The sequence below is a fragment of the Streptomyces atratus genome (genome assembly GCF_900119365.1).
In the GTDB taxonomy this organism is placed as follows: domain Bacteria; phylum Actinomycetota; class Actinomycetes; order Streptomycetales; family Streptomycetaceae; genus Streptomyces; species Streptomyces atratus_B.
In genome coordinates, this window is sequence record NZ_FPJO01000001.1 from 729,886 (window position 1) to 753,775 (window position 23,890).

Here is a 23,890-nt window from a genome sequence, read left to right on the forward strand (position 1 = left end):
GTGAGGGCCCGCACCGCCGGCGGCGGTGCGGGCCCTCACATGCGTCAGTCGAGGTAGCCGCGGAGCTGGTCGGCGAAGGCGTGGTCGCGCAGCTTGTTGAGGGTCTTGGACTCGATCTGGCGGATGCGTTCGCGGGTCACGCCGAAGATCCTGCCGATCTCCTCCAGGGTGCGGGGCCGCCCGTCGTCCAGCCCGTAGCGCAGCTGGACCACCTTCCGCTCGCGCTCGCCCAGCGTCGAGAGCACCGCTTCCAGGTGCTCGCGCAGCAGCAGGAACGCGGCGGACTCGACCGGGGACGCGGCGTCGCCGTCCTCGATCAGGTCGCCGAGGGCGACGTCTTCCTCCTCACCGACCGGGGCGTGCAGCGAGACCGGTTCCTGGGCGAGCCGCAGGACTTCGCCGACCCGCTCCGGGGTGAGGTCGAGCTGGCCGGCGACCTCCTCCGCCGTCGGCTCGTAGCCGCGCTCCTGGAGCATCCGGCGCTGGACGCGTACGACGCGGTTGATCAGTTCGACGACATGGACCGGGACCCGTATGGTCCGCGCCTGGTCGGCGAGGGCGCGGGACATGGCCTGCCGGATCCACCAGGTCGCGTACGTGGAGAACTTGTAGCCCCGGGCGTAGTCGAATTTCTCGACGGCCCTGATCAGCCCGAGGTTTCCCTCCTGGACCAGATCGAGCATGGTCAGCCCGCGGCCGACATAGCGTTTGGCGACGGAGACGACGAGCCGGAGGTTGGCTTCGATGAGGCGGCGCTTGGCCATCCTCCCCATGACCACCAGCCGGTCGAGGTCGACGGCCAGCCGGGTGTCCGGGTCCGGGGTGCTCGCGAGCCGTTCCTCCGCGAAGAGCCCGGCCTCGACGCGGCGGGCGAGCTCCACCTCGTCGGCGGCGTTGAGCAGGGGGATCCGGCCGATCTCCCGCAGATACTGGCGGAAGAGGTCGGAGGACGGGCCGGCGGTCTCCGGACGGCTCCGCGGCTCGGGCGCCCGGGGCGGCTCCTCCATGAGCGGCTCGTCCGGTATCGGCGGCTCCACCACGCCCTCCGGATGGTGCACGGCCCGGTTCTGCGCGGGGATGGCCGAGACGTGCTCGGTTTCGGTCAGGGTCCGGGTCTGCACGGGGGCGACCTCCAGGTGATCGCTGCCGGACCGCGGGGATGGAGGACCACCGTTCGGTGGGCCGGCCGCGCTCCGATGTCTCAGGCACCGCTCCCAGTGTGGGGGAAGACGCATCGCCGCCACGAGGGGCGTGCGGCGACTTTCTGAGTCCGGTCCGTGACCGGTCGGTTACGCGGGGGCGCCTGCCGTGCCGGGCGCTCACCCGACAGGCTCCTAGAGCGCGTCGGCGCCGTTGTTGCGCAGGGACTGGGCGTACTGCTGGAGGACCCAGACCTCGTTCTGCGCGGCCGCCAGATGGTCCGGGGCGACATTGCTGCCGAGCCGGGCGAGGCTGCCCTGTACGTCGTTGATCCGGCGGTCCACGGCGCGCAGCCGGACCTGGACGAGCTGCATGCCCGCGTAGGTCTCGTCGATGGTCTTGCCGTGGAAGACCTCGACGGCGAGCTCGGTGACCAGATTGCGGACCGTGTCGTCGGGGGCCGCGTCCAGGACCTGGGCCAGGTATTCGCGGGTCTCGGGGACGCCCAGCTCCGCGCCGCCGGCCTCCGCGATGCACTGCCGGACCGCCGCGTACGGCGGGGCGGTGAACTCGTCCGCCCCGTAGGCGTCGAAGGCCGGGGAGACCAGGGCGGGCTTCTGCAGGGCGAGCTTGAGCAGCTCGCGCTCGGTGCGGTGGGCGGGGCTGCGGAGGTTGAGCGCGGGGCCGGAGGGGGTCGCGGAAGCCTGGATCTGTTCGTGCCGGCGGCCGCCGCGGGAGGGGGGCTGGGCGGGGCCCCGCTGGTCGCCCCGTTCGCGGGCCCAGCGGGCGAGCTGGCCGACGCGCTTGACGACGAACTGGGTGTCCAGGATGCCGAGCATGCCGGCCAACTGGACGGCGACCTCGTGCTGCGAGGAGCTGTTCTTGATCCGCGCGACGACGGGGGCCGCCTCGTCGAGCGCGGCGCCGCGGCCCGCCGGGGTCTCCAGGTCGTACCGCGCGACGATCTGGCGGAGCGCGAACTCGAAGAGCGGGGTGCGCGGTTCGACCAGGTCGCGGACCGCCTCGTCGCCCTTGACCAGGCGCAGGTCGCAGGGGTCCATGCCGTCCGGGGCGATCGCGATGTACGTCTCCGCGGCGAACTTCTGGTCGTCCTCGAAGGCGCGCAGGGCGGCCTTCTGCCCGGCCGCGTCACCGTCGAAGGTGAAGATCACCCGGGCGCTGCCGTTGTCCATCAGGAGCCGGCGCAGAATCTTGATGTGGTCGCCGCCGAAGGCCGTGCCGCAGGTGGCGATGGCGGTGGTGATCCCGGCGAGATGGCAGGCCATGACGTCGGTGTAGCCCTCGACGACCACGGCCCGGCTGGCCTTGGCGATGTCCTTCTTCGCCAGGTCGATGCCGTACAGCACCTGGGACTTCTTGTAGATCGAGGTCTCGGGGGTGTTGAGGTACTTCGGGCCGTTGTCGTCGTCGCGCAGCTTGCGGGCGCCGAAGCCGACGATGTCGCCGGAGGTGTCGCTGATCGGCCACATCAGCCGGCCGCGGAAGCGGTCGATGGGGCCGCGCCTGCCGTCCTGGGAGAGGCCGGAGGTGATCAGCTCCTTGTCGCTGAAGCCCTTGCCGCGCAGATAGCGGGTGAGGTGGTCCCAGCCAGCCGGGCTGTAGCCGACGCCGAAGTGGGCGGCGGCCGCCTGGTCGAAGCCGCGCTCGGCGAGGAACTTCCGGCCGATCTCGGCCTCGGGGCCGTCCAGCTGCTCGACGTAGAACTGGGCGGCCACCTTGTGCGCCTCGACCAGTCTGATGCGCTCGCCGCGCTGGTGGGAGGGGTTGTAGCCGCCCTCCTCGTACCGCAGGGTGATGCCCGCCTTGGCGGCGAGCCGCTCGACCGTCTCGGAGAACGAGAGGTGGTCGATCTTCATCACGAAGGCGATCGTGTCGCCGCCCTCCTGGCAGCCGAAGCAGTGGAAGAGGCCCTTGCTGGGGCTGACCTGGAAGGAGGGGGACTTCTCGTCGTGGAACGGGCAGAGGCCCTTGAGGTTGCCACCGCCCGCGTTGCGCAGCTGGAGATACTCGGAAACGACGGCGTCGATCGGGACCGCGTCCCTTACCGCCTTCACGTCGTCGTCATTGATCCTGCCTGCCACGGGTGAAGTCTACGGGTGGGGTACGACAGCCGTGCCGCGCGCCGATGTGATCCGTGGAACCCGGTGGTGCCGCGCGGACCGGCCGGGACGGTCCGGCACGGCTCAGGACAGGGTCTCCAGTGGTACGGACGGGTCCGCCAGCGCGTCCGGGTCGATCTGCCGGCCGGACCGGATCAGCCCCTGCACGGTCTCGGTGACGTCCCACACGTTGACGTTCATCCCGGCCAGCACCCGGCGGTCCTTCAGCCAGAAGGCGATGAACTCCCGCTTCCCCGCGTCGCCCCGGATGACCACCTGGTCGTAGCTGCCCGGCGGCGCCCAGCCCGAGTATTCGAGGCCGAGGTCGTACTGGTCGGAGAAGAAGTACGGCACCCGGTCGTAGCTGACCTCCTGGCCGAGCATGGCGCGGGCCGCGGCCGGGCCGCTGTTCAGCGCGTTCGCCCAGTGCTCCACGCGCAGCCGGGCGCCGAGCAGCGGGTGGTCCACGTTGGCGACGTCACCGGCGGCGAAGATGTGCGGGTCGCTGGTGCGCAGGGAGGCGTCGACGGCGATGCCGCCGCCGTCCGCGCGCGGGGCCATGGCGAGCCCGGAGGTCTCGGCGAGGGCGGTGCGGGGTGCGGCGCCGATCGCGGCGAGCACGTCGTGGGCGGGGTGCTCCTCGCCGTCGTCGGTGCGGACGGCGAGCACCAGGCCGTCCTGGCCGATGATCTCGGTGAGGCGGACGCCGAAGTGGAAGCGGACCCCGTGGTCGCTGTGCAGATCGGTGAAGATCTGGCCGAGCTCGGGGCCGACGACCTGGTGCAGCGGGGTCGGCTCCGGTTCCATGACGGTGACCTCGGCGCCGTAGCCGCGCGCCGCCGCCGCGACCTCCAGGCCGATCCAGCCGGCCCCGGCGATCACCAGATGGCCGTTGTCGCGGCCGAGTGCGGCCAGTACGTTGCGCAGCCGGTCGGCGTGGGCGAGACGGCGCAGATGGTGGACACCGGCCAGGTCCGTGCCCGGAACGTGGAGGCGGCGCGGCTCGGCCCCGGTGGCGAGCAGCAGCTTGTCGTAGTGGACGACGGTGCCGTCGCCGAGCTGTACGGCGCGGGCCTCGCGGTCGAGCGAGGTGACGGGCTGCCCCAGGTGCAGCTCGATGTCGGCGCCCGCGTACCAGGCGGTCTCGTGGACGAAGACGCTGTCCCGGTCCTCCTTGCCGGAGAGGTAGCCCTTGGAGAGCGGAGGGCGTTCGTACGGATGGTCCCGTTCGTCGCCGAGCAGGATCACCCGGCCGCTGAAACCCTCCGCCCGGAGCGTCTCGGCTGCCTTCGCTCCCGCCAGCCCTCCGCCGACGATGACGAACGTCCGATGTGCGTCGACCACTTGATGCCTCCTGGGTGCTTGCTGCGCGGCGCCGCCAACTGCGAGCGTCCCGCACGCAGCGTGATGGCGAAAGAGGGTGTACCCCGATCAGGTCACACCCGGTGTCTGCGTTCCGTGAGCGACGCGTGCAGAGAGCGTGCCGAGGCGTCGGTCAGGGCGGCGATCTGGTCGACCAGGACCCGCTTGCGGGCCCTGTCGTCGCGGGCTGCGTCGAACAGCGCCCGGAACTGCGGTTCCAGTCCTTCGGGGGCGCGCGCGGTCAGGGCGGCGGCCAGCTCGGCGATCACGATCCGCTGGTCGGCGCGGATCGCCTCCTGCTCGGCGCGCTGCATGACGTAACGGTCGGCGACCGCCTTGAGCACGGCGCATTCGTTGCGGGCCTCGCGGGGAACGACCAGCTCGGCGGCGTACCGGCCGAGGCGGCCCGTTCCGTAGGTGTGCCGGGTGCTGCTCTCGGCGGCGAGGCAGAACCGGCCGATCAGCTGGCTCGTCGCGTCCTTCAGCCGGGCCTGGGCGACGGCCGATCCGTCGTAGCCGTGCGGCCACCAGTCCTGGGCGATGAGCCGGTCCAGGGCGTCGGCCAGCTCCTGGGGCTCGGTGTCCGCCGGTACGTAGCGGCCGACGGCGACCGCCCAGATCTCGTTGCGCTCCGGTTCGGCGTAGAGGCAGTTGGGGTCGATGTGGCCGGCGTGCAGCCCGTCCTCGAAGTCGTGCACGGAGTAGGCGACGTCGTCGGACCAGTCCATGACCTGGGCCTCGAAGCACTTGCGGTCCTTCGGGGCCCCCTCGCGGGCCCATGCGAAGACCGGCAGGTCGTCCTCGTACACCCCGAACTTCGGGGAGCCGGGGTCGGTGGGGTGCGCGCCGCGCGGCCAGGGGTACTTGGTGGCGGCGTCCAGGGCGGCCCGGGTCAGGTTGAGCCCGACGCTGACCAGCTCGCCGGTGCGGGTGTCGGGGACGAACCGCTTCGGTTCGAGCCTGGTCAGCAGGCGCAGCGACTGGGCGTTGCCCTCGAAGCCGCCGCAGTCCGAGGCGAAGTCGTTGAGCGCCTGCTCGCCGTTGTGGCCGAACGGCGGGTGGCCCAGGTCGTGGGCGAGGCAGGCCGTCTCGACCAGGTCGGGGTCGCAGCCGAGCGCCGCGCCGAGCTCGCGGCCGACCTGGGCGCATTCGAGGGAGTGGGTGAGCCGGGTACGCGGACTGGCGTCCCAGGCGTGGCTGCGGGTGCCCGGGGTGACGACCTGGGTCTTCCCGGCGAGCCGCCGCAGGGCGGCGGAGTGCAGCACCCGGGCACGGTCGCGCTGGAAAGCCGTACGGCCCGGCCGTTTGTCCGGCTCGGTGTCCCAGCGCTCGGAGTCGGCCGCGCCGTAGGGAGCCGTGCCGTGGTCCTGTGTGCCGTCCATGCCATCCATGGTTCCGACAGTAAACGGCCGGGCCGACAAGAAGGCTCAGGCGGCGGCCCGGAGATGTCCGTCGGCCGGATTTCCGCCGGTGCGGTCCCGCAGGTTCCGTTTGTGGTCGGGTGACGGATTCTGCCCGTTCGAGAACCCTTTCGGCCCGGGAGTCGTCCGACCATGTGGAACGACGGAGTACGGAACGAGGGATTCCCATGCGGGTGAAGTGGCCGGGAAGACAGCTGCTCGGGCGGTTGCGGCCCCGGTGGCCGCGGACGCGGCGTGGGCAGCGGCGGGCCGTACAGGGGGTGATGGTCGCGTGTGTGCTCGCGCTGGCGCCCTCGACGTGGACGTACGCCGCCGCCGGCTCCCGGGTCGGGACGACGGCGGACGCGCCCGCGCACGAGGTGGCCGTGGTGTTCGGGGCGGGGCTCTGGAAGGGCAGGCCGTCGCCGTATCTCGCCAACCGGCTGAGGACCGCCGCCGAGCTGTACCGGGACGGGAAGGTGAAGGTCGTGCTCGTGACCGGTGACAACGGCCGGAAGGAGTACGACGAGCCGGATGCCATGCGCACCTATCTCAGGGAGCACGGGGTGCCGGACGAGCGGATCGTGAGCGACTTCGCCGGGTTCGACACCTGGGACTCGTGCGTGCGGGCCAAGAAGATCTTCGGGGTCGACCGTGCGGTGCTGGTGAGCCAGGGGTTCCACATCCGCCGGGCGATCGCGCTGTGCCGGACCGCGGGGATCGACGCGTACGGGGTCGGCGTGGACGCCGTGCACGACGCGACCTGGTACTACGGCGGGACGCGGGAGGTGTTCGCGGCGGGGAAGGCGGCGCTGGACGCCGTGTTCAGGCCCGACCCGCACTTCCTGGGGCCGCGGGAGCCCGGGATCGGGGAGGCACTGGCGGCGGAGCACGGGCGGTAGCCCCGGGGCGGGGCCACCGCCCCGGGGCTACAGCAACGTGACCGGGGCGGTTTCGGCCGAGACCCAGGCGAGGTAGTGGGCGCTGCCCCGTACCACCGGGATCGCGATGATCTCCGGGGTCTCGTAGTCGTGCGCCGCCTGGAGATGGGCCTCCAGTTCGTCGTACCGCTCGGTCGTCGTCTTGAACAGCAGCTGCCACTCCTCGGTGGTCTCGATGGCGTTCTGCCAGCGGTAGACCGAGGTGACGGGCGCGGAGATCTGGACGCAGGCGGCGAGCCGCGCCTCCACCACGCCCTGTGCCAGGGCGTGGGCCTTCTCCTCACTGTCCGTCGTGGTCAGTACGGTCAGCCATGCCGGCGTCGTCACCTTCGGCTCCTGCGGGGTCGGTCCTGTGTCCCGGTACCCGTCGATTGTCGGGGACGTCGCGGCGCGGCGCTTGTGGTCAGGCGCCGTACGGGCGGACGGCCTTGGCGTCGCGCAGGGCGTGCCCCCACCAGACCAGCTGGTCGAGCAGCACCTCGGCCGCCGCGTCGCAGCCCGCCGGGTCCCGGTGCCTGCCCTCGTCGTCGAACAGGGCGCCCGCGTTGTGGAAGGACACCGTCTCGCGGATGCCGACGGTGTGCAGCTCCGCGAAGACCTGCCGCAGGTGCTCGACGGCGCGCAGCCCGCCGGAGACCCCACCGTACGAGACGAAGGCGACGGGCTTGGCCTGCCACTCGGCGCGGTGCCAGTCGATGAGGTTCTTCAGCGGGGCCGGGTACGAGTGGTTGTACTCGGGGGTGACGACGACAAAGGCATCCGCCGCCGCCAGCCGGGGCGCGACGGCCGCGAGCCGGGCCTGTGCCTCGGCGTCGGGCCGGTGGGAGAGGGCGACCGGGAGATCGAGTTCCGCGACGTCGATCAGATCGGTCTCGATGTCGGGGTGCGGGGCGGTGTGCGAGAGGAACCAGTCGGAGATCACGGGGCCGAATCGTCCCTCGCGGTTGCTGGCGAGGATGACCGCGACCTTCAGGGGTGCGGTGGAGCCGGTCGTGGATGCGGTCGATGAGGCAACTGTGGTGAGGTCCATGCGGAGAGACTCGTATGTCAACCACGGTTGAGGTCAAGCCTGTTCGACCGGACCCTTCCGCCGGGCCCATCCTCCGGGCCCGGCAGTTCTGCCCCGGTGCGATCGGGCGATCGCACCGGGGCAGGACTCTGCCAGGGGCAACTTCTCCCAGCCGACCGTCTCCGGGAGCGGGCTGTAGAAGATGGTGGCGCCGATGTCGGCGAGGCCCTTCTTCACGCTGTACGTCGAGGGACCGCTGAACAGCGGCAGGAAGGCGTACTGCTGGAGCGCCTTCCGCTCGACCTTGTCGACCGCCGCGATCTGCTCGTCGAGGTCCGGCGTTGACCGCGGCGGTCGACTCCAGGTTGACGTAGACCCGCTTGTCGAGCTTGCCCTTCTTGCCCCACCACTTCGGGTTGCGGACGAAGGTGATGCCGCCCGGGGGGCCACCAGGGCGGGCGGCTACCCGCCGATCGGGACCGGCGGCCGGTGGACCCCGCTGTCCACGCGGTGGGCGTGCGGCGAGGGCTTTCTGCGTACGGAGCGTGAGCACGAATGCGCGAACGCCAGCCTGGTCCGCACCTGCGGGCCTGCGGGCCTGCGGGCCTGCACCAGCCTTTGGCCGCTCTCGCCATGAGGTCGAAATACTGCTGCAGCAATCGGCCATGCATGGTGACTGTGCGCGTGCGGTCCGGTTCTCTCCGGCACGAATCCGCCCTCACCGGGCCCAGGGGGATCGGGCCGGTGAGGGCGGCGGCCGGGGGCGGCCTCGTAACACCGTCCCGTGGGGGGTGTGAGACGTGTGCCCGGCACCCACGAGGTCATGCGTGTGATGTACGCCACTTTCTCCCCGGGTGGCATCACCCGATCGGCACCGGGCGGCAAGGGGCCGGCTCCGACCGCCTCGATCACCACCGTGACCTGCGCGTTTACACCTTGGCAAGGAGGCCGCGCCGGTCCGTTCGAGTGAGAGCTGACTCGGTGTCAGCAGGCGTCGGCGGCGGACCGCCCGTTAGCTCGGGGTCAGGACACGCCTACTCGCGCCATCGCCGGAGGAACCCCCCATGCGTCCTGCCCGCCCAGTGACCGGTGCCGCCGCATCCGCGGTCGCCATAGCCACGCTCGGCTTCCTCACCGCCGGGCCGTCCGCGTACGCAGGTGATGCCGGCGCGCTGCGGACCGGCGCGGCCGGTGCCGCGTCGCGCACCACCGGCGACCTCGGAGCGCGGGCCACCACCGCCGACGAGGCCGGGGGCGACGAGGGCGGGGGCGACGGGACCGGGTCCGGCACGGTCAACCCGTTCAGCCTCGACACCCTCTCCGGCCTCGACGCGCCCTCGCTGCTCGACTCCGTCTCGGGGGGCGACGCCCTATCCGGACTCAATGTCCCGGGTGGGCGCGACAACCCGTCCGGGGACGAGGACACGGGCCGGGGCGAGAGCACGGGCAGTGGCGAGGACGCGGGCCGGGGCGAGGACGCGGGCCGGGGCGAGGACGCGGGCCGGGGCGAGGACGCGGGCCGGGGCGAGAGCACGGGCAGTGGCGAGGACGCGGGCCGGGGCGAGAGCACGGGCAGGGGCGAGGACGCGGGCCGGGGCGAGAGCACGGGCAGTGGCGAGGACGCGGGCCGGGGCGAGAGCTCGTCCGGGCACGACAACTCGTCCTCGTCGGGACACGACAGTTCGGCCTCCGGGCACCGCCCCGGGGACGCCCCGACGGGCCCCACCGGGCACGTCAAAACCGGAGTCGGCGGCAGCATCCGCCCCGACACCACCCAGATCGCGGCGGGCGCCGGCGTTCTCGCCGCGGCCGCCGTCGGCGGAGCCTGGCTCCTGCGTCGCCGGGCGAGCGGCACGCAGGGAGCCGGCTGACGGAGACGGATACACGTCTCCGTACCGCCTGGTTCCCGTCCCGGTGGCCGCGCGCCACCGGGACGGGACCGTCCCCATTCCGACTCCCGGAGGACGACCGTGTCCGAGAAGGCCAAGGGCTGGCTGCTGGTCATCGCGGCGCTGGCCGGTGTCTGGCTGATCCGGAACGGTGCCGACAACCAGTTGGTCCCGCCCCGGCCGACCGCCGCCCAGGCCTTCGCCGGCGGCCCGACACCGCAGCCGGGATCGCCGGTCGCCGAACCGCTGAAGCCCTCGGCCCCCGTACGCATCCGCATCCCGGGCATCCGGGTCGACGCCCCGATGATGCGACTCGGGCTCGGGGCCGACGGCAGTCTCGATGTGCCGCCGGCCGGGAACCGCAATGTCGTCGGCTGGTACCGGGACGGCACTCCCCCGGGCTCCGAGGGCAGTGCGATCGTCGCCGGTCATGTGGACAACGCGCAGGGGCGGTCGGTCTTCTACGACCTGGGCGCCCTGCAGAAGGGCAGCACGGTCGAGGTGGTCCGCCAGGACGGCCGTACCGCCGTCTTCTCCATCGACGCGATCGAGGTCTACGAGAACGAGAACTTCCCCGACCAGCGGGTCTACGGCGCCTCGTCCTTCGCCTCGCTGCGGCTGATCACCTGCGGAGGCGGCTTCTCGAAGACGACGGGCTACCGGGGCAATGTGGTGGCGTACGCGCATCTGACCACCGTCCGCTGAACCCGGCCGCCGGGCATGGGCCGTTCAGGCCGTCCACTGGTCGAAGGCCAGCTTCGCGACCAGCGAGAACACCACGACCAGCAGCACGCCCCGGACGAACTCGCTGCCCTTCCTGAGCGCCATCCGCGCCCCGAGGAGCCCGCCCGCCAGGTTGAACACCGCCATCAGCGCCGCCAGTTGCCACAGCACACTGCCCTGGTAGGCGAACATCGCCAGCGCGCCGCCGTTGGTGCAGACATTGACGATCTTGGCGGTGGCGGACGCCGTCACCAGGTCGAGTCGGAGCACCGCGGTCAGCGCCAGCACCAGGAACGTTCCCGTGCCGGGGCCGAACAGCCCGTCGTAGAAGCCGATTCCGCCGCCGACCAGCACGATGGCCGTGATCGTGCGGGCCCGGGTGACCTTCTGCCGCACGCCGTCGCCCGTGTCCTTGCCGAACGAGGGCCGCAGCAGCACGAACGCCGCGACGGCCAGCAGCACCACCATGATCACCGGCCGCAGCACCTCGCTGCTGATCCCGGCGGCGAAGAACGCACCGGCCATCGATCCGGCCAGCGCCGCGAGTCCGATCCGCAGCGCGGTCCCGACCTTCACCGGTGCCTTGCGTATGTACGTCACGGCGGCGCCCGACGTACCGACGATCGCGACGGCCTTGTTGGTACCCAGTACCTGCGCGGCCGGGACGTGCGGCAGCCCCAGGAGCAGTGCGGGCAGCAGAAGCAGTCCGCCGCCGCCGACCACCGCGTCGATCCAGCCCGCGGCGGCTGCGGCGAGGCAGAGGACGATCAGGGTGGTGATGGTTATATCGGGCATGATCGCGACCCTAGGGAGGCGATCCATGCACAGTCCATCGGATTGAGCCAAACCTGAGGTTCCCGAGCCGCCGTACGCTGGGGCCCATGAGCCACGGCTGGAACGCGAACGACATCCCGGACCAGAGGGGCCGTACGGCCGTGGTCACCGGAGCCAACAGCGGCATCGGCCTGCACACCGCGCGGGAGCTGGCCCGGCACGGAGCGAGGGTCCTGCTCGCCTGCCGTGACGAGACGCGCGGCAGGGAGGCCGAGTCCCGCATCCGGAGGGCCGTGACCGGAGCGGACGTGGCTTTCGTACCGCTCGATCTGGCCGATCTGGGCTCGGTGCGCGAGTTCGCCGGGGTCCACGCGCCCGCCCGGCTCGATCTGCTGATCAACAACGCGGGCGTGATGGCCCTCCCGTACGGGACGACGGCCGACGGCTTCGAGAGGCAGTTCGGCATCAACCACCTGGGGCACTTCGCCCTGACCGGGCTGCTGCTCCCCCGGCTCCTCGACACCCCCGGGGCACGTGTGGTGACCGTCTCCAGCGGGATGCACGCGCTGTCCGACCTCGACATGGGGGATCTCAACAGCGAGCGGAAATACCGTCGTTGGATCGCCTACGGCCGCTCGAAGACCGCCAATCTGCTCTTCGTCCACGAGCTGGCGCGACGGCTCACGAAGGCCGGCTCCCGGCTGGTGGCCGCCGCCGCGCACCCGGGATACGCGGCGACCAACCTCCAGTCCGCTGCCGCCCGGATGGAGAGCCGCCGGGCGGTGGAGCGGTTCTTCGAGCTGGGCAACCGGGTCATCGCCCAGCCCGCTTCGGCCGGTGCGCTGCCCACGCTGTACGCGGCCACCGCGCCCGGCGTGCGCCCCGGCTCGTTCACCGGGCCGGGGCCGCTGGGCTGGCGCGGTGCGCCCGCCCCGTCCTGGCGGGCGGGCTGGACGCGCGACGATGTGACGAGCGAGCGGCTCTGGGTGGCGTCCGAGCAGCTCACGGGGGTGACGTATCCGGACCTCGCCCCCTGATCCGGCCTGATCCAAACGAGAGACCTAGCCTTCGACGACCGCGGGGTCCATCCACATGACCTCCCAGATGTGGTTGTTCGGGTCCTGGAAGGAACGGCCGTACATGTGGCCGTAGTCCATCGTCTCGTTGGCCGGCGATCCGCCGGAGGCGAGGGCGGTGTCGACCAGCTCGTCCACCTTCTCCCGGCTCTCGGCGCTCAGGGCGATGATCACCTCGGTGGACTTCGAGGCGTCGGCGATCTCCTTCCTGGTGAACTCCTTGAAGCGCGGCTCGGTGAGGAGCATCGCGAAGATGGTGTCGCTGATGACCAGACATGCGGCGTTCTCGTCGGTGAACTGCGGGTTGCACGAGAAGCCCAGCTTGCCGAAGAAGGACTTGGTCGCTTCGAGGTCCTTGACCGGCAGGTTGACGAAGATCATCTGAGGCATGGCCGCTTCGCTCTCTCTGTTGTTCGAATGTGTACGACAGGTAGACGACGGGGCATCGCGGAACTCATCGCCGCCCACGAAAAAATTTTCGCCGCTCCGGAGCCCGTCCGCCTGCCGTCGCATCCGCCCGCCTGCCGTCACAGTCAACGTCCGCCCGCCTGTCGCCACGGCCGGCGCCCGCCTCAGGACATGGCGAGCGGTGCGCCGCCCCGGAGCAGCGATCCGCCCAGGGGGGTCAGCGTGTGCAGGACCGAGCCGCCGTGCCGCAGGGTGTGGATCAGGCCGGCCTCGCGCAGCACACAGGCATGCTGGCTCGCCGAGGCGAGGGACACCCCGGCCCGGAGGGCGAGCTCGCTGGTCGTGCAGCCGTTGCCTATGGCGCTCAGGACCGTCGAGCGGGTGCTGCCGAGGAGCCGGCCGAGCCAGGGGCCCGGTTCGGCGAAAACCGGGGCGCGGGAGTGGGTGACCGGGTAGACCAGGACCGGCGGAAGCTCCGGGTCGCGGTAGACGACGGGGGTGACGCGGCAGAAGAAGGACGGCTGGAGCAGCAGCCCCCGGCCGTCCAGACGGACATCCCGGTCGACGGGGTAGTCCGCCTCCAGTACGGGGGCCCGCCAGCGGATCATCGGCGGGAGGGAGGCGAGCAGTTCGTCCGCGCCGCCGTCCAGCAGGGCGCGGCCGCGGACCGCGCGGTCGGCCTCGACGCTGGCCCGGATGTGCGGCCAGTACGGCTCGATGGCGGCACGGTGGTAGCCGCGCAGGACGTCGGCGAGGCGGCCGAACGGTTCGGCGCGGCTGTCCGGGGAGCGGCCCGGATCGCGGCGTTCGGCGGCGAGCAGGGCGAGTTCGGCGAGGACCCGGCCGGGCGGGGTGCCGCGTAATGCCTCCATTCCCGCGTCGATGCCGTACGGCTCGCCGCTTTCCTGAGAAGGCGTCAGAAAATCCGGGAAATAGCCGCGCGGTGGAATCAGCGCGGACAGCAGACGTACTTCACCATTCAACCGACGCCGGGTTTCCGTACGCCATTTCCCGAACACCGCGGAACCGCGCCGGTCCCTCAGCCGGTGGAAACTCAGAGCGGTTTCCCACAGCGCGTCCGGCCGGGTGGCCATCCGCACCCTGGAAAGGTCCACTCCGGACATATGGATACGCAGCACCGGTCCCCCACCTGTTGCACCTGCAATTACCCCCACCCCAGGGTAGGTGATCCGTAACAGCACGTCACCACGGGGTTTCGGCCAGAGGTGAAACGCCTCGCACCCACCCGCCATCACCCGAAAAGCTGTACGACGTCGGGCACGATTCCGGCGCCACCGGAAGGGGCGAGTGAAGGCCGTGGGGGGTTTCGCGCGCCCGGCGGCGGTGGACGACGGTGCGGCACCGCGCTCGATGGGGGTAACCCGGGTGCGGTCCATGGATGGGGATCCATGGACCGCATCCCGGCCCGTTTCCGGCCCATTTCTTTGCGTATTGAACGAACCCTGTCTAATGCGCGAAGAAAAAGGAACAACGCCGAACAAAGATTTCCCCAGAACGAAACGGGACGGCGGCACCCCCGCACAGGGTGCCGCCGTCCTGGGGTGTACCGGAGCCGCCGTCGAGCCGGTGAGGGTGGTGAGGGGCCGACGGCGACTCCGGAAGCGGAGTCAGGGGATTCGGTGCCGGGTCAGCGGCTGTCGCTGCCCGTCGAACCCGCCGCCGCCCGGCCCGCTTCGAGCCGGGCCACGGGGATACGGAACGGGGAGCAGGACACGTAGTCCAGGCCCGCCTCGTGGAAGAAGTGCACCGACTCCGGGTCTCCGCCGTGCTCGCCGCAGACGCCGAGCTTCAGGTCCGGGCGGGTGGCCCGGCCGGCCGCGACGGCGCTGCGGACCAGCGAGCCGACGCCGTCCTTGTCGATCGTCTCGAACGGCGACACCCCGAAGATGCCCTTCTCCAGGTACGCGGTGAAGAACGAGGCCTCCACGTCGTCGCGGGAGAAGCCCCACACGGTCTGCGTCAGGTCGTTCGTACCGAAGGAGAAGAACTGCGCGGCCTCGGCGATCTGGCCCGCGGTCAGCGCGGCGCGCGGCAGCTCGATCATCGTGCCGATGGTGAGCTTCAGCCGGGTGCCGGTGGCGGCCTCGACCTCGGCGATGACCTGGTCGGCCTCCTCGCGGACGATCTCCAGCTCCTGGACCGTGCCGACGAGCGGAATCATGATCTCGGCGCGCGGGTCGCCCTTGGCGTTCTTGCGCTCGGCCGCGGCCTCGGCGATCGCCCGTACCTGCATGGCGAACAGGCCGGGGATGACGAGACCGAGACGGACCCCACGCAGACCGAGCATCGGGTTCTGCTCGTGCAGCTTGTGCACGGCCTGGAGCAGACGCAGGTCGTTCTCGTTGGCGTCCTTGCGGGACTCCGCGAGCGCGACCCGCACCGAGAGCTCGGTGATGTCGGGCAGGAACTCGTGCAGCGGCGGGTCGAGCAGCCGTACGGTGACGGGCAGTCCGTCCATCGCCTCGAACAGCTCGATGAAGTCGGCCTTCTGGAGCGGGAGCAGCTCCTCCAGCGCGGCCTCGCGCTCGGCGTCGGTGTCCGCGAGGATCAGTTTCTCGACCATCTCGCGGCGCTCGCCGAGGAACATGTGCTCGGTGCGGCACAGGCCGATGCCCTGGGCGCCGAAGCGGCGGGCCCGCAGCGCGTCCTCGGCGTTGTCGGCGTTGGCCCGCACCCGCAGCCGGCGCACCCGGTCCGCGTACGCCATGATCCGGTGCACGGCGGCGACCAGCTCGTCGGCGTCGTCGGCACCGGCGTGCATCCGGCCCTCGAAGTACTCGACGACCGGGGACGGCACGACGGGGACCTCACCGAGGTACACCTTGCCGGTGGAGCCGTCGATGGAGACGACGTCGCCCTCCTCGATGACCCGGCCGCCCACCGTCATCCGGCGGCGCTTGGTGTCGACCTCCAGGTCCTCGGCGCCGCAGACACAGGTCTTGCCCATGCCGCGGGCGACGACGGCGGCGTGCGAGGTCTTGCCGCCGCGCGAGGTCAGGATGCCCTCGGCCGCGATCATGCCGTCGAGGTCGTCGGGGTTGGTCTCGCGGCGGATCAGGATGACCTTCTCGCCGGAGCGGGACCACTTGACCGCGGTGTACGAGTCGAAGACGGCCTTGCCGACCGCGGCGCCCGGCGAGGCGGCGATGCCACGGCCCAGCAGTTCGGTCTTCGCTTCGTCATCGAAGCGCGGGAACATCAGCTGCGCCAGCTGCGCTCCGTTGACCCGCTGGAGTGCCTCGGCCTCGTCGATCAGGCCCTGGTCGACGAGCTGGGTCGCGATCCGGAAGGCGGCACCGGCGGTGCGCTTGCCGACCCTGGTCTGGAGCATCCACAGCTGGCCGCGCTCGATGGTGAACTCGATGTCGCACAGGTCCTTGTAGTGCGTTTCGAGGGTCTCCATGATCTGCATCAGCTGGTCGTACGACTTCTTGCCGATCGACTCCAGCTCGGCGAGCGGCACGGTGTTGCGGATGCCGGCGACGACGTCCTCGCCCTGCGCGTTCTGCAGGTAGTCGCCGTAGACGCCCTGGTGGCCGCTGGCCGGGTCGCGGGTGAACGCGACACCCGTACCGGAGTCGGGGCCGAGGTTGCCGAAGACCATCGAGCAGACGTTGACGGCCGTGCCCAGGTCTCCGGGGATGCGCTCCTGGCGGCGGTAGAGCTTGGCCCGGTCGGTGTTCCACGAGTCGAAGACGGCCTTTATGGCCAGGTCCATCTGCTCGCGCGGGTCCTGCGGGAAGTCGCGTCCGGCGTCCCGGGCGACGATCTTCTTGAACTGCTTGACCAGCTTCTTCAGGTCGGCCGCGTCGAGGTCGACGTCGACGGTGACGCCCTTGGCCTCCTTCGCCGCCTCCAGCGCCTCCTCGAAGAGGTCGCCGTCGACACCGAGGACGGTCTTGCCGAACATCTGGATGAGGCGGCGGTAGGAGTCCCACGCGAACCGCTCGTCGCCGGCCTGCGCGGTGAGACCGACCACGGACTCGTCGGAGAGGCCGATGTTGAGGACCGTGTCCATCATGCCGGGCATCGAGAACTTCGCGCCGGAGCGGACGGAGACCAGCAGCGGGTCGTCGGCCTGGCCGAGCTTCTTGCCCATCCGCGCCTCAAGGGCGTCGAGGTGCGCGCTGACCTCGGCACGCAGCGCGGCCGGCTCCTCGCCGCTCTCGAGGTAGACCTTGCACGCCTCGGTGGTGATGGTGAATCCCGGAGGGACGGGGAGCCCGAGGTTGGTCATCTCGGCGAGGTTCGCACCCTTGCCGCCGAGGAGGTCCTTCAGATCCTTGTTGCCCTCGGTGAAGTCATAAACGAACTTCTCGCCCTCGGACTCCCGGGATTCCGGGGTGGATACGTGGGGATCTTTGTTTTCCGACACGGGTCTCGACTCCTCGAGGACGCGGTGGCTGCCCTGACGGCGAGGAACATACCCAGATCGAAGGTGTCTGGGTACGTCCACTTGCGCGTCATGAGGCCTCAACCACCCGTCCGCCAGCAGATCGAAAGTGACGCCGTCCGTCGCCCGATCGGAGCCATGCGTTCACTTCTTAAATACATAATCACCCAGAGGTGCGGATTTTCGACAGGTCGACGACACTCCGCAACGGAAGTGTCGATCGATCAAACTGGAGGCCCCTGGCACCGAGTGCCATCATTTGAGAAGTCAAGCCCTCGAAATTTCGCTCATCTGAGCATGCAGACTCCCAGGGTGGCGAGAATCACTCCGTGAACGGCGCTCAGATGTCACCATCCGGACACCGGATCGACGACCGGCCGTCACGCGACGATCATGGATGAGAACTGAGCGTGAACAGAATCGCCGCACGGTGCCCGCAGTTGGCTCGTTCGAGTCGCTCGCCGACCGAACTGCCACCGAATCCGACCAGATATTGCGCTCAGATGAGCGAGACAAAGAAGAGGCACGCGGTGCCTGTGGCGCCGCGTGCCCTGGAAGAGCCGGGAAGGGCCGGGGAAAGAGCCGGGAGGGGCCTGGAAGGCCCGTTGCCGCCCTCGGCGTACCGCCTCAGCCGCCCGAGGTGTCCAGCTCCGCGTCCGGGCTCACGCCCGCGCAGTCGTACGGGTCCTTCAGCCAGCCGTCCGGCAGCACGACGCGGTTGTTGCCCGAGGTGCGCCCGCGCGGCCCGTCCGCGCCGTCCGGCCACGGCTGGTCCAGGTCAAGCTCCTGCAACTGCCCGCCCAGCTCCTGCAGCGACGAGGTGACCGCGAGCCTCTTGCGCATCTCCGAGCCGACCGAGAAGCCCTTGAGGTACCAGGCGACGTGCTTTCGGAAGTCGATCACCCCGCGCGTCTCGTCGCCGATCCACTCCCCCAGCAGCGTCGCGTGCCGCAGCATCACGTCGGCGACCTTCCGGAGCCCCGGCGCCTGCCGCGTCCCCGTGCCCTCGAACTCGCTCACCAGGTCGCCGAAGAGCCAGGGGCGGCCCAGGCAGCCACGCCCCACGACCACGCCGTCGCAGCCGGTCTCGCGCATCATCCGGCGGGCGTCGTCCGCGCACCAGATGTCGCCGTTGCCGAGGACGGGGATCTCCGGGACGTGCTCCTTGAGGCGGGCGATGGCGTCCCAGTCGGCGGTGCCGCCGTAGTGCTGGGCGGCCGTCCTGCCGTGCAGGGCGACGGCCGTGACCCCCTCCTCGACCGCGATCCGGCCCGCGTCCAGGTAGGTCATGTGGTCGTCGTCGATGCCCTTGCGCATCTTGATGGTGACCGGCAGGTCGCCCGCGTTGGAGACCGCCTGGTTGAGGATCGCGCGCAGCAGCGGCCGCTTGTACGGGAGCGCCGAGCCGCCGCCCTTGCGGGTCACCTTGGGGACCGGGCAGCCGAAGTTCAGGTCGATGTGATCGGCGAGGTCCTCGTCGACGATCATGCGGACGGCCTTGCCGACGGTGACCGGGTCCACTCCGTACAGCTGGATCGAGCGCGGGGTCTCGCTCGCGTCGAAGTGGATCAGCTGCATGGTCTTCTCATTGCGCTCGACCAGCGCCCGCGTGGTGATCATCTCGCTGACGAACAGCCCCTTGCCGCCGGAGAACTCCCTGCACAGGGTGCGGAACGGGGCGTTGGTGATGCCGGCCATGGGGGCGAGCACCACCGGCGGCTGCACCGTGTGCGGGCCGATCCGGAGCAGCGGGAGGGCGGGGGCGAGCGTGGTCATTGCTCCATTGTCGCGTACGGAGCCGGGCCCTCCAGCAGCGGAGTTCGTTAGTTAACCGTACTATCCATGTATGCCCGAGCTCAGTCACCGCCGACGGCAGTTGGTACTGGCGATCTGCTGCATGAGCCTGCTGATCGTCAGTCTCGACAGCACCGTGCTCAACGTCGCCCTGCCCTCCATGCAGAAGGAGCTGCACGCCACCGTCGCCGGCATGCAGTGGACGATCGACGCCTACACCCTCGTCCTGGCCTCGCTGCTGATGCTCGCGGGCTCCACCGCCGACCGGATCGGGCGCCGCAAGGTCTTCAAGACCGGGCTCGTCCTGTTCACCCTCGGTTCGCTGCTCTGCTCCGTGGCGCCGAACCTGGAGTCGCTGGTGGCGTTCCGGATGGTGCAGGCGGTGGGCGGTTCGATGCTCAACCCCGTCGCGATGTCGATCATCACCAACACCTTCACCGACCCGCGCGAGCGGGCCCGTGCCATCGGGGTGTGGGGCGGTGTCGTCGGCATCTCCATGGCGGCGGGCCCGGTGATCGGCGGGCTGCTGGTGGACTCGGTCGGCTGGCGGTCGATCTTCTGGATCAATCTGCCGGTCGGTCTCGCCGCGCTCCTGCTCACCTGGCGGTACGTCCCCGAGTCCCGCGCCCCGAAGCCGCGCCGCCCCGACCCGGTGGGGCAGCTGCTGGTGATCGGGCTGCTCGGTTCGCTGACGTACGCGATCATCGAGGCGCCCTCGGAGGGCTGGGAATCGCCGCTGATCCTGCTGTTCGCCGCGCTCGCCGGGTGCTCCCTGATCGGGCTGCTGCTGTACGAGCCCCGGCGTGCCGAGCCCCTGATCGATCTGCGGTTCTTCCGCAGCGCCCCGTTCAGCGGGGCCACCGTCATAGCGGTCTGCGCCTTCGCCGCACTGAGCGGGTTCCTCTTCCTCAACACCCTCTATCTGCAGAACGTGCGCGGGCTGAGCGCGCTGCACGCCGGTCTGTACATGCTGCCGATGGCGGCCCTGACCTTTGTCTGCGCGCCGCTGTCCGGGCGGCTCGTCGGCAGCCGGGGGCCGCGGCTGCCGCTGCTGGTGGCGGGCGTGACGATGACGGCGTGCGGGCTGCTGTTCGCCGTGTTCGACGCGGAGACCGACAACGTCCTGCTGTTCACCGGCTATGTGCTGTTCGGTCTCGGCTTCGGCATGGTGAACGCGCCGATCACCAACACGGCCGTCTCCGGGATGCCGCGCTCGCAGGCCGGGGTGGCGGCCGCGGTCGCCTCGACCAGCCGGCAGATCGGCGGGACGCTCGGGGTCGCCGTGATCGGCGCGGTGCTGGCGGCGGGGGTCGCCGGGACCGGGTCGCCGCGCGGCGCCGCGTACGCGGCGGCGTTCGTGGACGCGAGCACGCCCGCCTGGTGGATCCTCGGCGGGTGCGGGCTGTGCGTCCTGCTGGTGGGGGCGCTGACGAGCGGGCGCTGGGCGCGGGAGACGGCGCGCCGGACCGCCGAGCGGCTGGAGCCGAAGTCCTCACCGGCCGGGGATCGGACCTCGGCGGGTTCCAGGGCCTGAAGGCGCCGCAGCCGCTGTGCGGTTTCCTCACGGGCGCAGCGCCGGGGTCACGCTCGGAACCCTGTTCCTCTCCCTGGTCCCGGGCGCGGGCATGCGGGACGCGTTGGCCGTGCCGCTGCTGGTGCAGCCGGCCGCGGTGGCGCTGACGACGCTGCTCAGTCTGCGGCTGCCGCGCCGGGTGGCGTGAGCGCGGGACACGGGGCAAAGGGCGTGGGCCCGGATCACGAGGTGATCCGGGCCCACGGTCGTACGGGTGTTGAAGAGGCGTCAGCTCTGTGCCGGGGCGTCCTGCTCGGGCGCGTCCGCGGCACCGTCCGCCGGGGCCGCCTCGGAGGCGGTGCCGGACTGCGCACGCTCGCGCATCTTGCGCAGCAGCTCCTGCTTCTGGTCGGCGGCCGCCTTGCGGTCGGTGGTGCGGGCAGCGCCCACGCCCTGCTGATCGGCGCGGGACAGCTTCTTGCGCTGTCCGCCCACACCGAGAAGGTTGTTACGGCTCTTGGCCACGGCGTTCTCCCGTTCGTAGTGCGAAGTGAGGTCTGAATCGACCTGGATCGGTCCGGTGGGCGGCGGGTGGTCGGACCCGCCGCGCGCTCACTCGTAGATCTGGAAGAACGAATACATGCCGGAACCGTACCCCGGCCCGGTCGGCCCCCGCACCCGCTTTTGGGTCCGGACCCCGCACCCGGGTGCCCGGCGTGCGACAAAGCCCCCTGGAATTCGCCCCGCACGGGGAACCGGGGGCTTCGTCAGCGCGAGCGATACGTCAGCAGCCCAGCAGACGGGCGCCGAGGTAGGCCTGGATCTGGTCCAGGGAGACGCGCTCCTGCTTCATGGTGTCGCGCTCGCGCACGGTCACCGCGTTGTCGTCGAGGGTGTCGAAGTCGACGGTGACGCAGAAGGGCGTACCGATCTCGTCCTGACGGCGGTAGCGGCGGCCGATGGCGCCCGCGTCGTCGAACTCGATGTTCCAGTTCTTCCGCAGGTCGGCCGCGAGGCCCTTGGCCTTCGGCGACAGCTGCGGGTTGCGGGACAGCGGCAGGACGGCGACCTTGACCGGCGCGAGACGCGGGTCGAGCCGCATCACGGTGCGCTTCTCCATGACGCCCTTGGCGTTGGGCGCCTCGTCCTCGATGTAGGCGTCGAGGAGGAAGGCGAGCATCGCCCGGCCGACACCGGCCGCCGGCTCGATGACGTACGGGGTCCAGCGCTCGCCGGCCTCCTGGTCGTAGTACGCCAGGTCGGAGCCGGACGCCTTGGAGTGCGCCTTGAGGTCGTAGTCCGTGCGGTTGGCGACGCCCTCCAGCTCACCCCACTCGCTGCCGCCGAAGCGGAAGCGGTACTCGATGTCGGCGGTGCGCTTGGAGTAGTGGGAGAGCTTCTCCTTCGGGTGCTCGTACCAGCGCATGTTCTCCTCGCGCATGCCGAGGTCCGTGTACCAGTTCCAGCGCTGGTCCATCCAGTACTGCTGCCACTCCTCGTCCTCGCCCGGCTTGACGAAGAACTCCATCTCCATCTGCTCGAACTCGCGGGTGCGGAAGATGAAGTTGCCCGGAGTGATCTCGTTCCGGAAGGACTTGCCCATCTGGGCGATGCCGAACGGCGGCTTCTTGCGCGAGGTCTGCTGCACCTGGCCGAAGTTGGTGAAGATGCCCTGGGCGGTCTCGGGGCGCAGGTAGGCGACCGAGCCGGAGTCCTGGGTCGGGCCGAGGTGGGTGGAGAGCAGACCCGAGAACTGCCTGGGCTCGGTGAAGGTGCCCTTGTTGCCGCAATTGGGGCAGTTGAGCTCGGCCAGGCCGTTCGCGGGCGCGTGGCCGTGCTTCTCCTCGTACGCCTCCTCCAGGTGGTCGGCGCGGAAGCGCTTGTGGCAGGAGGTGCACTCGGTCAGCGGGTCGGTGAACGTGGCGACGTGACCGGAGGCGACCCAGACCTCGGGGGCGAGGATGACCGACGAGTCGATACCGACCACGTCCTCGCGCGAGGTGACCATGTAGCGCCACCACTGGCGCTTGAGGTTCTCCTTCATCTCGACACCCAGCGGCCCGTAGTCCCAGGCGGCGCGCTGACCGCCGTAGATCTCACTGCACGGGTAGACGAAGCCACGGCGCTTGCTCAGGCTGACGATGGAGTCGATCTTGTCGGCGGCCACGGTGCTCTCTTCATTGCGACGAAATGGGACAGGGGTGGCGCGAAGCGCCTCGATGGGGGAGGTCGGGAGACGGGCGGGCGAATGCCTCAGATTACCGGCGGGCACGGCCCCTGGATCAAATCGGTATCGGCACGGTCGGCCACGAAGTCATCTCATAAGCCTTGTTGACAATCGTTTCCAGTTTTGTTGAAAATGACTGTCATGAACGTAAGCCGCCTCATACCCACCGCCGCCGTCGCCGGAGCAGTCGTCCTCGGCCTCACCGCCCTCACCGCCTGCTCCTCCACCGACGCCGCGGACCGCAAGAACGGCGACAAGCTGGACGTGGTGGCCTCGTTCTATCCGATGCAGTTCCTGGCCGAGCAGATAGGCGGGAAGCACGTCTCCGTCACCACGCTGACCAAGCCGGGCCAGGAGCCGCACGACCTGGAGCTCAGCCCGCGGCAGATCGGCGGGCTCACCGACGCCGGCTTCGTCCTGTATCTCAAGGGCATCCAGCCCGCCGTGGACGACGCCATCGCGCAGTCCGGCGCGAAGAACGTCACCGACGCCGCGAAGCTCACCACGCTGGAGGACCACGGCACCGAGACCGGCGCCGACGAGCACGGCCACGAGCACCACGGCGACGAGGCCGGGGCCGACCCGCACATCTGGCTGGACCCGGTGAAGTATGCCGAGGTCGCCAAGGGCGTGGGCGCGTCAATGGAGAAGGCCGACCCCGACCACGCCGCGGACTACCGCAAGAACACGGACGCGCTGGTCACCAAGCTCGACGGTCTGAACACGGCGTACGTGAACGGGCTGAAGAACACCTCCACCAAGACGTTCATCACCACCCACTCCGCCTTCGGGTACCTCGCCGAGCGCTACGGCCTCACCCAGGAGGGCATCGCCGGCGTCGACCCCGAGGCCGAGCCCAGCCCCGCCCGGATCAGCGAGATCCACACCATCGCGGAGCGGGAGAAGGCCACCACCGTATTCTTCGAGACGCTCGCCAGCGACAGGACCGCGAAGACCGTCGCCAAGGACACCGGCCTGAAGACCGATGTCCTGGACCCGCTCGAAGGAATCACGCCCAAGTCCAAGGGCGGCGACTACATCGAGGTCATGCGGTCCAACCTCGCCGCCCTGCAGAAGGCGCTCGGCGCGAAGTGACCCCC

20 protein-coding genes are annotated in these 23,890 nt (G+C 70.5%); 7 read left to right on the plus strand and 13 right to left on the minus strand.

The genetic code is table 11. The annotated features are described in order from the left end of the window. Positions 1–44 precede the first annotated feature (44 nt). The 4 genes from BT364_RS03440 to BT364_RS03455 form a co-directional block, all read right to left on the minus strand. A complete protein-coding gene (locus BT364_RS03440; RefSeq protein ID WP_371268026.1) occupies positions 45–1,235 on the minus strand; it encodes an RNA polymerase sigma factor in 1,191 nt (396 codons plus the stop codon). Between the two features lie 99 nt (positions 1,236–1,334). Further along, positions 1,335–3,242, minus strand: coding sequence for a DNA primase (gene dnaG, locus BT364_RS03445; protein ID WP_072483536.1), 1,908 nt, complete (start codon positions 3,240–3,242; stop codon positions 1,335–1,337). A 102-nt stretch (positions 3,243–3,344) separates the two neighbouring features. Beyond that, positions 3,345–4,604 carry an NAD(P)/FAD-dependent oxidoreductase gene (locus BT364_RS03450; RefSeq protein ID WP_072483537.1) on the minus strand — a complete coding sequence of 420 codons (1,260 nt, stop codon included), beginning with the start codon at positions 4,602–4,604 and terminating at the stop codon, positions 3,345–3,347. 92 nt (positions 4,605–4,696) lie between these two features. After that, on the minus strand, positions 4,697–6,004 hold the full coding sequence (locus BT364_RS03455) for a deoxyguanosinetriphosphate triphosphohydrolase (protein WP_072483538.1): 1,308 nt from the start codon (positions 6,002–6,004) through the stop codon (positions 4,697–4,699). A 206-nt stretch (positions 6,005–6,210) separates the two neighbouring features. On the opposite strand from BT364_RS03455, the gene BT364_RS03460 reads away from it, so the two are divergent. After that, positions 6,211–6,924 carry a SanA/YdcF family protein gene (locus BT364_RS03460; protein WP_072483539.1) on the plus strand — a complete coding sequence of 238 codons (714 nt, stop codon included), beginning with the start codon at positions 6,211–6,213 and terminating at the stop codon, positions 6,922–6,924. A gap of 27 nt (positions 6,925–6,951) precedes the next feature. Here the strand turns inward: BT364_RS03460 and cutA are convergent, their stop codons facing one another. Beyond that, positions 6,952–7,290: a divalent-cation tolerance protein CutA gene (gene cutA / locus BT364_RS03465; protein WP_072483540.1), complete on the minus strand. Its 339-nt coding sequence runs from the start codon at positions 7,288–7,290 to the stop codon at positions 6,952–6,954. A gap of 76 nt (positions 7,291–7,366) precedes the next feature. Beyond that, positions 7,367–7,993 carry an NADPH-dependent FMN reductase gene (locus tag BT364_RS03470; protein ID WP_072483541.1) on the minus strand — a complete coding sequence of 209 codons (627 nt, stop codon included), beginning with the start codon at positions 7,991–7,993 and terminating at the stop codon, positions 7,367–7,369. Positions 7,994–9,036: 1,043 nt separating this feature from the next. On the opposite strand from BT364_RS03470, the gene BT364_RS03480 reads away from it, so the two are divergent. Beyond that, positions 9,037–9,843, plus strand: coding sequence for a hypothetical protein (locus BT364_RS03480; RefSeq protein ID WP_256259561.1), 807 nt, complete (start codon positions 9,037–9,039; stop codon positions 9,841–9,843). Between the two features lie 99 nt (positions 9,844–9,942). Next, complete coding sequence (locus BT364_RS03485; RefSeq protein WP_072483544.1) at positions 9,943–10,566, plus strand: class F sortase; 624 nt, start codon at positions 9,943–9,945, stop codon at positions 10,564–10,566. 24 nt (positions 10,567–10,590) lie between these two features. Here the strand turns inward: BT364_RS03485 and BT364_RS03490 are convergent, their stop codons facing one another. Further along, entirely contained in the window at positions 10,591–11,379 is a 789-nt protein-coding gene (locus BT364_RS03490) for a sulfite exporter TauE/SafE family protein (protein WP_072483545.1), read from the minus strand. Between the two features lie 86 nt (positions 11,380–11,465). Here BT364_RS03490 and BT364_RS03495 point away from each other — a divergent pair, with 86 nt between their 5' ends. Continuing rightward, positions 11,466–12,395 carry an oxidoreductase gene (locus BT364_RS03495; RefSeq protein ID WP_072483546.1) on the plus strand — a complete coding sequence of 310 codons (930 nt, stop codon included), beginning with the start codon at positions 11,466–11,468 and terminating at the stop codon, positions 12,393–12,395. 24 nt (positions 12,396–12,419) lie between these two features. On the opposite strand, the gene BT364_RS03500 is transcribed toward BT364_RS03495, so the two are convergent. From BT364_RS03500 to dusB, 4 genes are all read right to left on the minus strand, one after another. Then, the gene (locus BT364_RS03500) at positions 12,420–12,824 is read right to left on the minus strand and encodes a VOC family protein (RefSeq protein WP_072483547.1); all 405 of its coding nucleotides are present in this window, start codon (positions 12,822–12,824) and stop codon (positions 12,420–12,422) included. 182 nt (positions 12,825–13,006) lie between these two features. After that, entirely contained in the window at positions 13,007–13,981 is a 975-nt protein-coding gene (locus BT364_RS03505; protein ID WP_072483548.1) for an ArsR/SmtB family transcription factor, read from the minus strand. A gap of 509 nt (positions 13,982–14,490) precedes the next feature. After that, positions 14,491–17,238, minus strand: coding sequence for a pyruvate, phosphate dikinase (gene ppdK / locus BT364_RS03510; RefSeq protein ID WP_072483549.1), 2,748 nt, complete (start codon positions 17,236–17,238; stop codon positions 14,491–14,493). Between the two features lie 645 nt (positions 17,239–17,883). After that, a complete protein-coding gene (dusB, locus tag BT364_RS03520; RefSeq protein ID WP_072483551.1) occupies positions 17,884–19,032 on the minus strand; it encodes a tRNA dihydrouridine synthase DusB in 1,149 nt (382 codons plus the stop codon). A 70-nt stretch (positions 19,033–19,102) separates the two neighbouring features. On the opposite strand from dusB, the gene BT364_RS03525 reads away from it, so the two are divergent. Further along, positions 19,103–20,584: an MFS transporter gene (locus BT364_RS03525; protein WP_072483552.1), complete on the plus strand. Its 1,482-nt coding sequence runs from the start codon at positions 19,103–19,105 to the stop codon at positions 20,582–20,584. Positions 20,585–20,600: 16 nt separating this feature from the next. Then, a complete protein-coding gene (locus BT364_RS41310) occupies positions 20,601–20,771 on the plus strand; it encodes a hypothetical protein (RefSeq protein ID WP_177327985.1) in 171 nt (56 codons plus the stop codon). A gap of 80 nt (positions 20,772–20,851) precedes the next feature. Here the strand turns inward: BT364_RS41310 and BT364_RS03530 are convergent, their stop codons facing one another. Beyond that, the gene (locus BT364_RS03530) at positions 20,852–21,088 is read right to left on the minus strand and encodes a DUF6243 family protein (protein ID WP_072483553.1); all 237 of its coding nucleotides are present in this window, start codon (positions 21,086–21,088) and stop codon (positions 20,852–20,854) included. Between the two features lie 259 nt (positions 21,089–21,347). Then, complete coding sequence (locus BT364_RS03535) at positions 21,348–22,730, minus strand: glycine--tRNA ligase (RefSeq protein WP_072483554.1); 1,383 nt, start codon at positions 22,728–22,730, stop codon at positions 21,348–21,350. Between the two features lie 201 nt (positions 22,731–22,931). Between BT364_RS03535 and BT364_RS03540 the strand changes: the two genes are divergently transcribed. Further along, on the plus strand, positions 22,932–23,885 hold the full coding sequence (locus BT364_RS03540; protein WP_072483555.1) for a metal ABC transporter substrate-binding protein: 954 nt from the start codon (positions 22,932–22,934) through the stop codon (positions 23,883–23,885). Positions 23,886–23,890 lie beyond the last annotated feature (5 nt).